Raw genomic sequence first — 16,558 nt, forward strand, 5'->3', positions numbered from 1 at the left:
GCTTATTTGGCAGCTAAAAAAAACATAGTCAACTATTTGGCATAATCTCTCCTGGGTAGTGACTCAATATCTGGCGGGGCAAATTTCTTTTATTCCTATTCATTTTTTTAGCGCTAATCCAATAATTACACTTCTTAAGAAAATGTGCCAAACTTAGCTTTCAATTGCTTTTAGTGATCAGACATGCTCAGCAAAAACAAACGGCTTTCTAATTTCGGTCACGCTGTACAAACAACATCGGATTGTTTTCGCCCTGATAATGAACAGCAAATTCAATCTCTATTGACTGCCAAGGATAACCTTCTCGCACGCGGTAATGGTTCGAGCTATGGTGATTGTTGTCTTAACAACGACGGAGGCATTGTTGATACAAGGCGGTTGAATCACTTCCTCTCTTTTGATGAATTATCAGGTGAGTTGATCTGCCAGGGTGGGGTCACTTTTGCGGAGCTTTTTTTAGTGCATCCACACTATATTCCTCCTGTCATACCAGGTACTTTGCGTGCTACGGTAGCAGGCGGTATTGCCAATGATGTCCATGGTAAAAACAACCACCATGCGGGTAGTTTTGGCCAGCATTTGAACTGGTTGGATTTGCAGTTAGGGAAACAATCTTTACGCTGCAGCCCTGCTGTAAATAGCGATTTATTTTATGCCACCATAGCCGGCCTTGGCTTAACGGGCATTATCACACGTGTTGCCCTGCAAATGCTTAAGAAACCCCCTTTTGTAGCAGTAGAAACTGAAAAATACAGTGAGTTCGAAACCTTACTCCAACGCATGCAACAAAGCGGCTGCCAATACGATTATCAAGTAGCCTGGCTTGATTTACTTAATGAACCACGCGCAGTGTTATCGCTTGCTAACCATACAGAATTGGAAGCCCCAGAGTCACTATCACGTTTTAGTATACCTAAATTACCCTTTCGCCTGGTCAGCCGCTGGGTAATGAAACATTTTAATCGCTATTATTTCAACAGCAAGAAAACAAACCGGCAAATTCTATCCCTGCGCCAATTTAATAACCCACTCGATTCCATTCAACATTGGAACCGTCTCTATGGCAGCCAGGGGCTATTACAGTTTCAAGCAGTATTTGACAGCAACACAGCCCACAGCACCTTCAATCAATTACTCGCAATCATTAATAGCAGTCAGGCAACACCAACCTTGGCCGTGCTGAAATACTTGACACAGGCTGGTAGTGGTTTATTGTCTTTTGTGCAACCAGGGTTTACGTTGGCAATTGATTTTATTAACAATCAAGCAGCACAAGAAGTCATTCGCAATCTGAATGACTTTATAACCAGTATCCAGGGCAAAATTTATTTGGCAAAAGATATGTACTTGACCCAACAACAATTTCAACAACAATACCCCAATTATGAACAATTTAAGAAATTATTAAGCCATTACAAAAGTGGTATGCACTCTGATCTTAGCCATCGTTTGGGAATCACATCATGACCATAAAAACCTGGGTCATCTTAGGCGCGACCTCCATTATCGCTGAAGAATTTGCACACCTTGCTGCTCAAGCCGGTTATACGCTATTACTGGTTGCTCGAAATCAAGCACAGCTGGAGGTTATTAGTGCTGATATACGCTTGCGCTATCACATTCAGTGTGATTTTCTCATCACCGATTTTGCAAGTGATTTAACACATTTAACAGAAATTTTAAGTCAACATCCAAATGAGTTAGCGCTATTTATCGCCTATAGCCATATTGTAGAAAACAATGCCTTGGATACTCGTACTATAGACGATTTAATTAAAATTAATGTCTTAAGCACGGTTCAATTAATTAATCGTTATTTGCATAAACAACAGGCTACTCATCAGTTGATTTTCTTAAGTTCAGTAGCCGCCTGCCGAGGTCGGGCCAAGAATAGTCTTTATGGTGCCAGCAAAGCTGCTATTGAAATTTATCTGGAAGGTTTACAACAAGCTGCAGAAAACAACACAAAAATTACTATCGCCAGACTAGGCTTCATTGATACAGTGCAAACTTATGGTATGGCAGGCATTTTTTATGCTTCATCGCCCAAAGCTTGCGCTCAAGCCTGTTGGCAAGCTGCAAAAAATGGAAAACACCTGTTTTATCACCCTTTTTTTTGGCGTTATATCATGTCCATCATTCGCTGCCTGCCCTCTTTTCTTTATAAGAAAATGTCCTTTTAGCTTTCTCACTTAAATAGCCGTATCGTCGGCAACACATTATGAATAAGCCCGAAAAACTGGAGGATATAAATAATCAGTACAATTAAAACCAAAAGGTTAAGTAAGCTTTTAATTGCACCCGGCATGGGTATAAACACATTAACTGCCCATAAAATCACGCCAAACACAATAATGACGGCAAAGAGATTAAGTAAGTCACTCATGAATTTTCCCTATCAATGGCTTCACTCCTTATTTTAGTCTAAAAATAAGCACTTAATAGCAAAATGTTTCTTTCGATGGTGCTCTTGTGGCCCGCTTCACTGCGATGGAGCTACGAGAGTTCCCTGGTTAGTGGTGATGAAGTAAATTATATAAGAGGCCGAGAAACAGGCCGGCGTGTGGCTGGAGAGGGGCATCCATTACTAAGAGTTCCATCAGTTCGCCATCAAGAAGGTGTGAATCTAGTCGCTTTTGATGCCTCTGTGCTGTCTAATTCAAGAGAGTATTGCAAATTATACGATAGTCTAAATGTCAGCTCTCGAGAAATTAGAATATTCGGGGAAATGACGAATTGTTAGAACCACCTTGTCTTATCGTTTAAATCCTAGACGGTTCTCTTTCATCATTTTTTACTTGTTTTTTCGCGTAACAGATCTCTAATTTCAATCAATATCGCTTCTTCCTTACCAATTTTTTCTTCAGTTTCTTCCTGCTTTTTCTGCAGTATGTTAATGAATTTAATGGCAACAAAGATAGCAAAGGCAATAATTGTAAAATCAATGATGGTCTGTAAAAAGGCACCCCATTTAATTACTGCTGCGCCAATTTTAAAGGTTTTATCAGTAATATTAATGCCACCCATTAAGAGACCAATAACGGGCATGATAATCCCATCGACCAGTGAAGAAACAATTTTACCGAAAGCAGCGCCAATTACGACGGCAACGGCAAGATCCATCACATTACCGCGCATAGCAAATTGTTTAAATTCACTAAGAAAACTCATAATTAACTCCTTTAATTACAAATTACCGCTTTCTTAAAGTGCAACGCGAATCCAAAATGGCAGCATTCGCTTAAAGACAAAACCAAGATTGCATGAAAACATACAATCTTGATCTGCTTTACAATTTACTCGCAGCGACTAAACATTCCTGTGCTACATTCACCGGCATGATTCGTGATTCATCGCGACTATCATCTTCAAGATGGAAAACGCTATGTAATTCACGTACACCCTCATCAAGCATGGCGGTATCAATGAGGACTGAGAGTTTAATTTCTGAAGTCGCAATCAGTTGTATATTGATACCCTTCGAAGCAAGGGTTTTAAACATGATTGATGCGACCTCTGGATGACTCTTAAGACCCGAGCCAACAAGCGACAACTTAGCTAAATTGTTGACACCAACCACATCCCCGGCGCCTAATTCCTTAGCTACTTTATGCAGTTGTTTCAGGGTCGCCTGGTATTCATCACGGTGAACAGTAAACGTAAAATTGGTTTTATTATTAGCCGATAAATGCTGTACAATCATATCGACATTAACACCGATTGCACTAATTTCGGATAAAATACCAGAAGCAATACCTGGCGCATCAGGTACCCCGGATAAAGTAACCTTGGCTTCATTACGGCTAAAAGCAATGCCTGTAACCAGAGGCGCTTCCATACTGCTTTTTTGCTGATAGGTAATTAAGGTTCCAGGTCCTTCCTGTGATGAAGATAGAACACGCAAAGGAATATTATATTTACCGGCAAATTCAACGGCACGAATTTGCAACACTTTTGCCCCTAAGCTGGATAGCTCCAACATTTCCTCAAAGGTAATCTGCTCTAAACGCTTAGCATCAGGTACAATCCTGGGATCAGTTGTATAAACACCATCCACATCAGTATAAATCTGGCATTCATCTGCTTTTAAAGCAGCAGCAATAGCCACTGCCGTTGTATCCGAACCACCACGGCCTAAAGTCGTCACATTGCCATCTTTATCAATACCCTGAAAACCAGCAATAACCACAACGGTACCTTGCTCAAGATCTTTGAGGATCGGCTGGGTATCAATTGCCTGAATACGTGCTTTTTTAAATTGGCTACAGGTATGAATTCTTGCCTGTCCGCCCGTATAAGAACGTGCATTAATGCCGCGATTAATTAAAGCCATCGCCATTAAAGCCATAGACACTTGCTCTCCAGTAGCAACAAGTGCGGCGTACTCTCTTTCGTTTGGGTATTCACTGATACTATGCGCTAAATTAATGAGTCTGTCCGTTTCCCCACTCATTGCTGATACAATGACTACCACACTGTGGCCTGCTTGCTTTGCTTTTGCCACTAAATCCGCTGCATGGTTAATATGCTCTAGCGTAGCAAGCGACGTTCCCCCGAATTTTTGCACTAATAATGCCATTTCAGCGCCCCGTCTTTTTTATGTTAACCCACGTGCTCAACAATCATGGTCTTAATCTGGGCAATTTTTTCTTCCAGATCATCCGGAACACGCCCTCCACCCTGGGCCATATCGTCACGGCCCCCGCCCTTGCCGCATAAATGTTTTACCAGCATAGCGGCGGTTGGCACTCGGCCCAAAATATTCTTGCTCACTCCAGCAACAACGTTTATCTTCTCCTGTTCAATAGCAAACAACACAATCACAGCCTGATCCAAACTGGATTTCAGTTGATCTAAAGTTGTCCTCAACGCTTGACTGTCCATGCCATCCAATTGCTTCACTAATAAGTTAACGTCATTTACGGCCTGAAATTGAGAAAGCAGATCAGTACCTGATTTTGCCGCCAACTTGGCCTGCAAGCGTGTTAATTCTTTTTCCTGCTGTTTTGCATCATGCAAAAATTGTGACAATTTATCAGAGACATTGGCCGGGGTTGTTTTAAGTTTTTGCGCAACGCCATCCAAAATACCCAATTGCTCGTTAATCCAAGCCTGAGCGTAAGCACCCGTTACCATTTCTATGCGTCTTACACCACTTGCCACACCGTATTCAGCGGTGATTTTGAACAAACCAATATCACCTGTTCTTGCCGCATGGGTGCCGCCGCATAACTCTTTGGAGAAATCCCCTAAAGAAAGTACCCGTACAGCATCACTGTATTTTTCACCAAATAACGCCACAGCCCCACTGCGCTTTGCCTCATCAAGCGACATGATCTGAGTCTCTACTTCATCGTTGGCACGTATCCTATCATTCACCAAAATTTCCAATTGGCGTAACTGTTCGGAGGTTAGTGCTTCAAAATGCGAGAAATCAAAACGTGCCCGTTCAGCATCAACTAATGAACCTTTCTGTTGAACATGAGGACCAACAATCGCTTTTAAGGCTGCATGTAATAAATGAGTTGCCGTATGATTTAAGCGGATTGCATTCCGTCTCGCAGAGTCGACCTTGGCATTAATGGTTTGCCCAATAGACAGCTCCCCCTGCAACAATTGGCCGTAATGGACAATTGCTTGCCCCACTCGCTGGGTATCTTCTACCTGGAAAACAAGGTTCTCGCCCTGAAGTTGACCACGATCACCAACCTGACCACCGCTTTCGGCATAAAAAGGCGTGTTTTCAAGAACCACGGCTGCTTTACCGCCCGCCGTTAATTTATCTACTTTAACGCTATTGCAAAGTATAGCGGTGACTGTAGATTGCATACTGTCTTTTTCGTAGCCATGAAAGACTGATGCTTCATCCAATTGGCTTGAAACTGAGTAATCCGTAGTAAACTGACTTGCTGATTGCGACAACTCGCGTTGTTGTTGCATGGCCTGATTAAAACTAGCCATATCAATGGAAAGCCCTGATTCGCGGGCAATATCCGCTGTTAAATCCACGGGGAAACCATAAGTGTCGTACAGTCTAAAAGCCATTTCACCCGGAATTGCTTTTCCTTCCAGCGTTTGAATTTTCTCCTGCAGCAAGCGTAAACCTTGCTCAAGTGTACGAGCAAATTGGTTTTCTTCCTGCGCTAAAATACGTTCTATCTGTTTTTGGTTATTTACTAACTCAGGATAAGCCTCGCCCATGACGGTAATGAGAGCCGGAACCAATTTAGAGAAAAAAGGTGTAGGTAAACCCAGCTTATTGCCGTGACGAATTGCACGGCGAATAATACGGCGTAAAACATAACCTCGACCTTCATTCCCGGGCATTACACCATCAGCAATCAAGAATGAACAGGCACGAATATGATCGGCAATCACTTTTAATGAAGGATGCTCCGGATTAATCGTAGGTGGGGCCAGCTTGCAGATCGCATGAATTAAATACTGGAAACTATCGATATCATAATTACTATGTACACCCTGGACCACTGCCGCGATACGTTCAAGTCCCATACCAGTATCCACAGAAGGCTTAGGCAAAGGATGAAGATGGCCTTCTTTATCGCGATTAAACTGCATGAAAACCAAATTCCAGATTTCGATGTAACGATCACCCTCTGCTTCAGGCGTTCCCGGAGGTCCGCCGGCAATTTCAGGGCCATGATCATAAAAAATTTCTGTACAAGGGCCGCAGGGACCAGTATCACCCATAGACCAAAAATTATCTTTTTCACCACAACGAGAAAAACGCTCAGCAGAAACCCCGATTTCCTTCAACCAGATATCGGCTGCTTCATCATCATCTTCATAGACAGTAACCCATAATCGTTCACTCGGTAACTTCAATACCTTGGTCAGAAACTCCCAGGCAAATTGAATCGCTTCACGCTTGAAGTAATCGCCAAAACTAAAATTACCCAGCATTTCAAAGAAAGTATGATGTCGTGCCGTATAACCAACATTTTCCAGATCATTATGCTTACCACCAGCACGTACGCATCGTTGAGAACTGGCCGCGCGGCTGTAAGAACGTTTTTCCAATCCCAGGAAGGTGTCTTTAAACTGCACCATCCCCGCATTTGTAAATAACAAAGTTGGATCGTTTCCAGGCACAAGTGGACTCGACTCAACAATCTGATGGCCTCGTGCAGCAAAATAATCTAAAAATGCTTGTCTGATTTCTGAACTTTTCATGCTCTTAGAATCTACTGGTTATTATTACAATATAATATCTGGAGCTGGCTTGGACAAACCAAACCCCTCTCCTCACCTATTCACTTACCTTTCCCAGGAGCTGTTGACACTTCGCTAGCTTGAGTGTTTGTGCCTTGATTTTCGAGCATTGCAGCAGAACATACAGGATAGTATGTGAGCAACGGAGCACAGAAAATCAAGGCATAAGCGCCAAGATAGTAGAAATATTAATAGTTCCTAAATTTCTTTCACAACTCGAGCGATAACATCGGTGGGAAATCCACGGTACAATAAAAAACGCTGCCGTTTTTGTAACTCGGCAAAAGAAACCTGATCCTGTTTTTTATATTTCTTATGCCATACAGCTAAGGCGTGATCCAGCCAATGATCTGCTTCCCGTGCCAAAATTTCATCAATCAATTCGGACTCAATGTGCTTAGCTTGCAACTCCTGATGAATTTTAAGAGGACCACAGCCTTGACGGATACGAACATGACATACAGCCTCAACAAAACGACGATCACTCTGAAAACCAAGACGTTGACATTCGGCAATTGCTTCATTACTTTCCTGCCGATTATAACCTTTTTGTGCCAATTTATCTGCCAATTCGCATGCACCATGCTCGCGCCTGGCAAGCAGGCGCATTGCACAGTCCAGGGCTTTAGTCATCTATAGACCCACTAACTTCTTCAAATTCTTCTACAGGCAGCTTTTTAGTCAACAATTCTGCTCTGATTTGTTGCTCCAAGGTCGCAGCAATTTGTGGATTCTCTTTCAAGTACAAGCGAACATTGTCTTTACCCTGACCAATTTTTTCGCCTTTATAACTGTACCAAGCCCCTGATTTTTCAATGAGCCCTAACTGGGCGCCAAGATTGATGATTTCACTCTCGCGAGAAATTCCTTCATTATAGAGAATATCAAAATCAGTTGTTTTGAAAGGCGGTGCCACTTTATTTTTAACGACTTTCACTCGCGTTTCGCTACCTAAAACTTCTTCACCTTTCTTAATTGAACCTACGCGTCGGATATCTAAACGCACAGAAGCATAGAATTTCAATGCATTTCCACCTGTGGTCGTTTCAGGATTACCGAACATAACACCAATTTTCATACGAATCTGGTTAATAAAGATCACCAAGGTATTGGAGCGTTTAATATTTGCAGTCAATTTACGCAAGGCCTGCGACATCAATCTAGCCTGCAAACCAACATGGGTATCACCCATTTCCCCTTCAATTTCGGCTTTAGGAGTCAATGCGGCGACAGAGTCGACAATAATAACATCCACTGCAGCAGAACGAACCAGCATATCCGTGATTTCTAAAGCCTGCTCACCGGTATCTGGTTGTGAAACCAGTAGCTCATCAACATTAACACCCAGTTTGGCCGCATAGCTTGGATCCAGCGCATGTTCAGCATCAACGAAAGCAGCAGTACCCCCTTTTTTCTGGCACTCGGCAATAACTTGCAGAGTCAATGTCGTTTTACCTGAGGATTCGGGACCATAAATTTCAACAACTCGCCCTTTGGGTAAACCACCTATACCTAAAGCAATATCCAACCCTAATGAACCCGTTGAAATGGCTTCAATATCACGCACAGCATTATTATCGCCCATACGCATTACTGAACCCTTTCCAAATTGACGTTCAATCTGAGCAAGAGCGGCACTTAATGCTTTTTGTTTATTGTCTTCCATAGGTCACCCACCGTAGTAGTATGCAAAGCGCAAATTATCACACAGATATGGGTCCGCAGCAAACTTAGAATTAGCCTAAATTTAAGCGTGAGTGATACCCTCTCTTAAGGGTCTAAGGCAGATCTTATCATGAGGGGTGAGAAGTTATTTTGTTGTTTGATTTAACAAAGAAATTGCACCTTGTAATGCGCGTTGACAGGCAAGATGGCGTATTTGTTGCCGAGATGCATTTTGAAAATAGTAACGTCTACTTTGTACCGGAAAATTTGTCATAGCCCAGGCAAAACACACCGTTCCTACCGGTTTTTCCGGACTACCCCCGTCAGGGCCAGCAACGCCAGTTACTGATAAGGTGATATCGGCACGACTACGTGATAAAGCCCCCCAGGCCATCGCTTCAGCAACAGGCAGACTCACAGCGCCATTGAACTGGATTAAGGATTCTTTAACACCTAACATATCCTGTTTGGCCTGATTGCTATAAGTAACAAACCCTCGATCAAACCAAACCGAGCTTCCCGGCAACTCCGTAAGTAAACCGGCAAGTAAACCACCGGTACAGGATTCAGCCGTGGCAATTCGTAAACTCCTTTCCCGTAATATATCGGTCAAATTAATCAGTAGATGCTCTAAGCTATCCATTTGGGATCTCGATTTTCTTTAAAAAAAAACCCCACAAGTCACAGCGGGGTTTTAAATTCTATATAGAAGCTATTATTGATTTTGCTGTTCAGCAGGCTTGTTAGCATCGCTAGGTGTAGTTGTATCCGTTGTACCGGCTGGCTGAGTTTGCTCTACAGTAGTTGCAGCATTGTCTTCTGCTTTTTTCTCTGCTTTATCACCGCAAGCAGACAGTAAAACTGCTAAACATGCAGTAACTGCCAGAAGGGCTAAACGTTTCATAATCATTCTCCGTTGTTGATCGTTAGGAATATTTCCCTATCTAGTCTAACAAAAATTTACCTTAAGTGAAGAACTTACATCTCATTAATGTAAAATTTACCTTTATAAGGATAAAACACCATTTTACAAGCTAATTTTATGCCATTATTCAGGCGTGCTAAATACCCAATTACCGTAGGTTCGGTGAAATTCTGTAGCTTCTTGTTCTAAATATAGACATCATCCTTGTTGCCCAGTAAAGTTGACTTTCATGACTAAGAGTTATGCTATGATTCTTCTTTTTACAGCACCCGGTTTCATCTGTTTCACTCGGCTACGATACTGATACGGTCCATAAAGCAAGCAGGTAGCCATTTCAATAAAGGACGTCATAATTCATGAAAAAATATCGGAGTATCCTTGCCTGCATTATTGGGAATGCCCTGGAATGGTATGAATTTAGTTTGTTTGCTTATTTGTCGCCTGTTATTGCAAGCTTGTTCTTCCCTGATAATAATCCTGCCACGAGTTTACTGGCCACGATGCTGGTCTTTGCTGCAGGATTTATTGTGCGTCCCCTGGGCTCTATTGTTTTAGGGCATTTAGGCGATCGCTATGGGCGTGCTAAAACCCTTAAGTTTACTATTTTACTCATGTCCATTGCTTCCATCTTGACCGGTTTTCTCCCAACTTATAAACAAGCAGGATTATTGGCTCCCCTCTTATTAATTATTTGCCGTTTACTACAAGGATTTTGTATCGGTGGAGAATTTGCCGGCTCAATGATTTATCTTTCGGAGTCAGCACAAGGTAAACATCGTGCCTTGGTTAGCAGTATGACTAATAATGGTTCCAATATTGGCGTATTGGCCGCTATTCTAGCCTGTACTACTCTCACTGCCTTTATTGGTAACGACGCCCTAGCAAGTTATGGCTGGCGTGTTCTGTTTATTTCTGGCGGAGTAATGGGAATTTTAGGATTGTGGTTAAGACGGGACCTGTCGGAATCAGAGACTTTTCTACAGTTACAGCAAAACATTCGTGAAAAATATTTGCCTGTTAAATATGTACTTACTAAACAATATCGCTCTATGTTTCACATTATTTTATTATTATTTATTAGTGCCTGCGGCAGTTATACTCTCATGGGCTATCTCTCTACCTATTTACATGAGTTTTTGCAAGTCCCGCTTAATCAAGCTTATCAAATGCAGACCTTGTTTATTGTTCTTTCTTTATTATTTGTGCCGGTGTTCGCTCATATTTCTGACAAAGTTGGTCGAAAGAATATTTTAGTTTTTTCAACACTTGGCTATTTAATTTGCGCTATTCCAAGTTTTTGGGTTTTACAAACGATTTCCGCTTGGTGGGTGTTGCTACCTTTAGTTATTTTTTATAGCGCCGAACAGGCTGTCACACCGGTAGTAATGGCAGAAATGTTTTCGGGTAAAGGACGTTATACGGGAATTTCCATGGCCTACAATATCTCCATGGCTTTAGTAGGCGGCTTTTCCCCGGCCATTAATACCTGGCTTATTAATCGCTTTAATACAATGATGATTGCCTATTACGTGGTCTTTTGCGCACTGGTTTCCTTAGTTGTTATCGTAAAATACTTACCAAAACACTATGGCATTGAAAAGAATTTAGCTGCAATCTAGAGAAATCCTCTTCTCGCCCTGAAATCAACATTTGGAACCAGCCTGTCAGAGCGTATTACCAAGCTCTTTCTCAGGCCTAACCCGTTCACCAAGACACAAGGCCATGAATAAGAGAAAGAAATAGCCTGATCCTGAATAAAACAATAAAGAATCGGAGAGATTACCGAGCAAAAAAGGTATCAGCATGGCAAAAGCAATAGCTCTTGTTGTATTAAGCTGCCAACTGGCTCGAATTAAACTAACAAACAGGAACAATAAAGCAGCAAAACCCACGATCCCAAATTCCGCAGCAACCAACCAATATTGATTATGAGGCTCTAACAATTTAGGCCCCCAGGCTGGTACTGGTTTCTCAGTTCTAAAATAATAAGTAAAGCTCCCGGTACCATTACCAAATACTGGATGTTGATTAAATAGCTTGTGCGCAAAATCATGAAACTGTAACCGATAACCCACTGCGGAGTTTTTATCATTGTTTTGGTAGCGATTTAATTCTTTGGCAATCGAATTAACATGCTCGTTGATTAAAGGGTATTTAAAGTAAGCTAATGTAAATGCCGAGCTGATCAACAGAATACCTGCTATAGCCTGACGCCAAGAGCAGAGTTGTAAAACTAAAATACCCATCATCAATAGATAAACGACGTAGCCTGTACGACCAATATTGATAAAAAGCTCTTGATAGCTGTAGATCCCTGCCAGTAAAACGTAGGCAATACGCCCCCTTAAACCTTGATGACGGTAGGCTAGCAGCAGCGAGAGATACGTCGCAAAAGCAACCATAAAACCAGTAATAATATGGTTGCGAAACACATTATCAGGATCAATAGCAAGCGATTGCAAAAAACCATGAAACTTCAAGATAGAAAGCGCACAGGTAATAAAAATAGCGCATAGGAATGCATGCAAACCAGTTTTTCTCGTTTTAGCATCACGAAAGCCAACCACTAACAATGGCAAGTAAAGCAATTTGCTGTATTTTTCTACGACAAAAAATCTTTCTGAAAAATTGGCCGGGCTCCAGAAGCAAGCCAGTAGAGCGATTCCGAATAAAATTAAGGCAGCCTTGCACCAGGGTTTTGCAAAAAGACCAGCCAACTCTGAGCGATAAGAAGGCGATAGTAGAATGGCCACTACCGACAAAGCCATACCAATACTCTTTCCACTGGAACTCATCGGTAAAAGAAAGAGTGTTGTGACCAGCAAGAAGGGAACAGCACGATGCAAAGAAAATTTTTGTGAAAAACTGAGTGTTGTTTCCATACGATTAATTATCTCTTATTGTCTTGGGTAATTTTTCGAACTGAGCATCACGGTAAAGCTGTTTAATACCACGATAGAAAGTCCCCTGCGCATTAAAAACAGCAAATAAAAATCCGGCTTTGCCATCTAAAAAACCCCGTTGTAAAAAATAACAACGGAAAAACATCCATCCTGTTCCTAATAACGTTTTGCCAAAACTCGGCGATTTCTTTGCTTCGATCTTTATTTTGGCGCTATAAGACGAATAACGATTGATTTTGTAGAGGGCATGACTAACATCCTGAAAAGAGTTGTGCATAATTCCCTGCTTTATTCGACTGATTCTTGCTGTTGCAGGAAGCAGTACTTTTTCATGCACAATATCCTCACTATAACGAGCGCCAACTCGCTTAAAAAGACGCACATGTCGTTTAGGACTGGAGGAAAAACGCAAGGGTTTCCCATAGAAGCTCATACAGATGGGTATGCGATAAGCATCTGCTGCATCGCTGTTAATGGCGTCAATGATTGTTTCTTTAAGTCCTGCGTCCACCCATTCATCGGCATCAAGATTTAATACCCAATCACCCGTGGCATAAGCAAGTGCCCGCTGTTTTTGTACGCCATAACCTTGCCAATCGGTGCAATACACTTTTTTAGTATATTCTTCGGCAATGGCAACTGTATTATCGCTACTACCCGAATCAAGAACGACAATTTCATCAGCCCATTGCACGGATTCCAAACAACGTCTAATGTTTGCTTCTTCATTTTTAGCGATGATAATGACACTGAGCATGTATGATTAACTAGCCAGAACTCGATAATGGCAATATTTTAACTGGATAACGGCATAAATGTAAGTAATTTGCAACAGGAAACAGGCTTAATGGCCAATGCGTATTAGAAATCTCAAGTAAAAATAACGCCCTATTACTATTAAATGTCACCATTGTTCAGGCCGTCTCGCATTCTCTTAATGGAGAATAGTTTGCCCATTTAAATAGAGATTATTTTACAAATCCTTAGGTGGCTTTTGCAAAAATCTCTTGATTCTTTTTCTTTTAAAATAAGAATTTAAAAAAGGAAAGGGACTAATATAGGGAAAAAATCCTGTCACTAAAACCATCAACCAGTACAAATTTGCCTCGTTTCCCTTTCATTACAGGAATATACAATATTACGTTGATTCAGATCACCCATCATGATAAGGACTTTTATATATCTGTTGGAAAAATAAGTGTAGTTCTATCGTCACTTGCTCATCAAACAATTGATGCTTTATAAAATAACCCCGTCTATTTGCAAATTGGCCAGCCTTATTTTTTTCTGCTTTCACCAGCAAGTCCAAACCAAATTGACCTTGCAAAAACCGATGACCTCTTCAAAGTCAGGTATTTTCAATCAATTGGATAATATTATCGCCCAATTAGTAAGGATCTGAAAAATGGTAACCACTTGTTAACTTTCGGTAATACGACTATAAAATCTCATTCTCCAAAAATTACAATCCTTAAGTTCGCTGCGCCCACTAAAAACAAAGGCACTGCATGCTGAAAGCATGAGTGCCTTGAATAGTGAGAACAGGCAGGATCAACAGACACCTTCACGGTGATCATGGCTATCAAAATGAAGCTTGCCATCTTTTACCTGCAAGGTGACATGACCACCATTCGCCAACTTACCAAACAGTAATTCGTCAGCAAGTGGTTTCTTCACATTTTCCTGGATTAAACGCGCCATTGGTCGCGCCCCCATAGTTTTATCGTAGCCATGTTCAATCAGCCAATCTCGAGCTGATTTATCAACCTTAAAGGTTACGCCTTTATTGCTTAATTGCTCATCAAGCTCCATGATAAATTTATCGACAACTAAACCAATCGTCATCTGATCAAGCGGCGCAAAATTAATGATAGCGTCTAATCGGTTTCTAAATTCAGGACTAAATTGCCGTTTAATAACCTCTAATCCATCATTGCTGTTATCCTGCAAAGAAAAACCAATGGCATTTCTACTGATTTCATAGGCCCCGGCGTTAGAAGTCATCACGAGTATCACATGACGAAAATCGGCTTGCCGCCCATTCGTATCTGTCAAAGTGCCATGGTCCATAATCTGCAGCAACAAGTTAAAGACATCGGGATGTGCTTTTTCAATTTCATCAAGCAATAACACTGCATGAGGGTTCTTAGTCACAGCTTCCGTCAATAACCCGCCTTGATCATAACCGACATAGCCTGGAGGAGCGCCAATCAGGCGTGAAACCGTGTGTTTTTCCATGTATTCAGACATGTCGAAACGCAACAGCTCAATACCCAAAACATTGGCTAACTGCTTAGTGACTTCTGTTTTACCGACGCCTGTTGGTCCGGCAAAGAGGAAGCAACCGACTGGTTTTTGCGGTTCACGCAGACCGGAGCGAGCCAGTTTAATTGCAGAAGCAAGTGCGGTTATTGCATTATCTTGGCCATAAACTAACAGTTTTAAATCCCGTTCCAAATTACGTAACGTATCTTTGTCTCGAGCAGAAACTTTCTTAACCGGTATGCGAGCAATTTTGGCTACTACACTTTCAATTTCTGTCACAGAGATTATTTTTTTGCGTTTTGTCGCCGTTAACAGATTTTGATATGCACCTGCCTCATCAACCACATCGATCGCTTTATCAGGCAAGAAACGATCATTAATGTACTTCGCTGATAATTCAGCAGCAGCCTTCAGTGCGGGAATAGAAAACTTAACGCCGTGATGATCTTCAAGGCGTCCTTTTAATCCCTTCAGAATTTCAAAGGTTTCATCAATACTTGGTTCTGTAATATCAATCTTCTGAAAACGTCTGGCAAGCGCTCTGTCTTTTTCAAAAATCCCACGATATTCCTGATAGGTCGTTGAACCAATACATTTCAATTCGCCATTAGCCAGTAAAGGTTTAATAAGGTTAGAAGCATCCATTACCCCTCCAGATGCCGCACCTGCACCAATAATGGTATGGATTTCATCAATAAATAATACGGCCCCATCCTGCTGACTTAATTGTTTTAAAACAGCTTTTAAACGTTTTTCAAAATCACCACGATATTTGGTACCAGCCAATAAGGCTCCTAAATCCAGTGAGTACACAACACAGTTACTAATTGCCTCTGGGACTTCACCATCAACGATACGCCGCGCCAGCCCTTCCGCTATAGCTGTTTTACCCACGCCTGCTTCACCCACCAGTAAGGGATTGTTTTTACGGCGACGGCATAAAACCTGGATAGTGCGTTGAATTTCTTCGTGGCGCCCAATAAGGGGGTCGATTTTACCCATTCTGGCGCGCTTATTGAGATTCATGCAATAACTTTCAAGCGGGGACTCACTACCTTCTCCGCCTAATCCTTCATCATCCATCGGGGAATTCATACTGTCATTCATATCATTGTTATGATATTTAGAAACACCATGGGAGATATAATTAATGACGTCTAAACGCGTTATATTTTCACGGCGCAAAAAATAAACAGCCTGGCTTTCCTGCTCACTAAATATGGCTGCAAGGACATTAGCTCCAGTCACTTCGGTTTTACCTGCAGACTGAACATGAAACACTGCCCGTTGTAGCACCCGCTGAAAACCGAGTGTAGGTTGAGTTTCTCGATCTAGCTCATCCTCTGGAATCCTAGGGGTGGTTTCGTCAATGAACTCAAGCAAATCACGTCGTAACGAATCAATGTTGGCATCACAAGCCTGTAACACATTACCAGCTGCTGGATTATCAAGCAATGAGAGCAACAAATGCTCTACCGTCATGAACTCGTGACGTTTCTCTTTGGCTTCCTTAAAGGCTAGATTTAAGGTGAATTCAAGTTCTTTGTTTAACATTTTATTGCTCCTC

At 41.7% G+C, this 16,558-nt stretch carries 15 protein-coding genes; 4 read left to right on the top strand and 11 right to left on the bottom strand.

Annotation, left to right across the window (positions count from 1 at the left end):
• The first annotated feature begins 183 nt into the window (after window positions 1-183).
• On the top strand, window positions 184-1,467 hold the full coding sequence (locus tag ACN4Z1_RS06820) for an FAD-binding oxidoreductase (protein ID WP_228364836.1): 1,284 nt from the start codon (window positions 184-186) through the stop codon (window positions 1,465-1,467).
• A complete protein-coding gene (locus ACN4Z1_RS06825) occupies window positions 1,464-2,183 on the top strand; it encodes an SDR family NAD(P)-dependent oxidoreductase (protein ID WP_228364835.1) in 720 nt (239 codons plus the stop codon). The genes ACN4Z1_RS06820 and ACN4Z1_RS06825 overlap by 4 nt, the downstream gene beginning before the upstream one ends.
• Before the next feature lie 5 nt (window positions 2,184-2,188).
• Here ACN4Z1_RS06825 and ACN4Z1_RS06830 read toward each other — a convergent pair whose 3' ends face one another.
• The gene (locus ACN4Z1_RS06830) at window positions 2,189-2,386 is read right to left on the bottom strand and encodes a Thivi_2564 family membrane protein (RefSeq protein ID WP_228364834.1); all 198 of its coding nucleotides are present in this window, start codon (window positions 2,384-2,386) and stop codon (window positions 2,189-2,191) included.
• Window positions 2,387-2,461: 75 nt separating this feature from the next.
• Between ACN4Z1_RS06830 and ACN4Z1_RS06835 the strand changes: the two genes are divergently transcribed.
• Window positions 2,462-2,743: an RES family NAD+ phosphorylase gene (locus ACN4Z1_RS06835; protein WP_228364833.1), complete on the top strand. Its 282-nt coding sequence runs from the start codon at window positions 2,462-2,464 to the stop codon at window positions 2,741-2,743.
• A 44-nt stretch (window positions 2,744-2,787) separates the two neighbouring features.
• On the opposite strand, the gene mscL is transcribed toward ACN4Z1_RS06835, so the two are convergent.
• The 7 genes from mscL to ACN4Z1_RS06870 form a co-directional block, all read right to left on the bottom strand.
• Window positions 2,788-3,171, bottom strand: coding sequence for a large-conductance mechanosensitive channel protein MscL (gene mscL / locus ACN4Z1_RS06840; protein ID WP_228364832.1), 384 nt, complete (start codon window positions 3,169-3,171; stop codon window positions 2,788-2,790).
• Between the two features lie 118 nt (window positions 3,172-3,289).
• A complete protein-coding gene (locus tag ACN4Z1_RS06845; RefSeq protein WP_228364831.1) occupies window positions 3,290-4,579 on the bottom strand; it encodes an aspartate kinase in 1,290 nt (429 codons plus the stop codon).
• Between the two features lie 23 nt (window positions 4,580-4,602).
• Window positions 4,603-7,194: an alanine--tRNA ligase gene (gene alaS / locus ACN4Z1_RS06850; RefSeq protein WP_228364830.1), complete on the bottom strand. Its 2,592-nt coding sequence runs from the start codon at window positions 7,192-7,194 to the stop codon at window positions 4,603-4,605.
• Between the two features lie 237 nt (window positions 7,195-7,431).
• On the bottom strand, window positions 7,432-7,866 hold the full coding sequence (gene recX, locus ACN4Z1_RS06855) for a recombination regulator RecX (RefSeq protein ID WP_228364829.1): 435 nt from the start codon (window positions 7,864-7,866) through the stop codon (window positions 7,432-7,434).
• Entirely contained in the window at window positions 7,859-8,899 is a 1,041-nt protein-coding gene (recA, locus tag ACN4Z1_RS06860) for a recombinase RecA (protein WP_115221712.1), read from the bottom strand. The genes recX and recA overlap by 8 nt, the downstream gene beginning before the upstream one ends.
• 144 nt (window positions 8,900-9,043) lie before the next feature.
• Window positions 9,044-9,541: a CinA family protein gene (locus ACN4Z1_RS06865; RefSeq protein WP_228364828.1), complete on the bottom strand. Its 498-nt coding sequence runs from the start codon at window positions 9,539-9,541 to the stop codon at window positions 9,044-9,046.
• A 72-nt stretch (window positions 9,542-9,613) separates the two neighbouring features.
• Window positions 9,614-9,802: a hypothetical protein gene (locus ACN4Z1_RS06870; RefSeq protein WP_115221714.1), complete on the bottom strand. Its 189-nt coding sequence runs from the start codon at window positions 9,800-9,802 to the stop codon at window positions 9,614-9,616.
• 377 nt (window positions 9,803-10,179) lie between these two features.
• Between ACN4Z1_RS06870 and ACN4Z1_RS06875 the strand changes: the two genes are divergently transcribed.
• The gene (locus ACN4Z1_RS06875) at window positions 10,180-11,442 is read left to right on the top strand and encodes an MFS transporter (RefSeq protein ID WP_228364827.1); all 1,263 of its coding nucleotides are present in this window, start codon (window positions 10,180-10,182) and stop codon (window positions 11,440-11,442) included.
• Between the two features lie 45 nt (window positions 11,443-11,487).
• Here ACN4Z1_RS06875 and ACN4Z1_RS06880 read toward each other — a convergent pair whose 3' ends face one another.
• From ACN4Z1_RS06880 to clpA, 3 genes are all read right to left on the bottom strand, one after another.
• A complete protein-coding gene (locus tag ACN4Z1_RS06880; RefSeq protein WP_228364826.1) occupies window positions 11,488-12,705 on the bottom strand; it encodes an O-antigen ligase family protein in 1,218 nt (405 codons plus the stop codon).
• Window positions 12,706-12,709: 4 nt separating this feature from the next.
• Window positions 12,710-13,483, bottom strand: coding sequence for a glycosyltransferase family 2 protein (locus ACN4Z1_RS06885; protein ID WP_228364825.1), 774 nt, complete (start codon window positions 13,481-13,483; stop codon window positions 12,710-12,712).
• Window positions 13,484-14,277: 794 nt separating this feature from the next.
• Entirely contained in the window at window positions 14,278-16,545 is a 2,268-nt protein-coding gene (gene clpA / locus ACN4Z1_RS06890) for an ATP-dependent Clp protease ATP-binding subunit ClpA (protein ID WP_228364823.1), read from the bottom strand.
• Between the last annotated feature and the right edge of the window lie 13 nt (window positions 16,546-16,558).

It is taken from the genome of Legionella sp. ST3F1 (genome assembly GCF_048553315.1).
Taxonomy (GTDB): domain Bacteria; phylum Pseudomonadota; class Gammaproteobacteria; order Legionellales; family Legionellaceae; genus Tatlockia; species Tatlockia donaldsonii.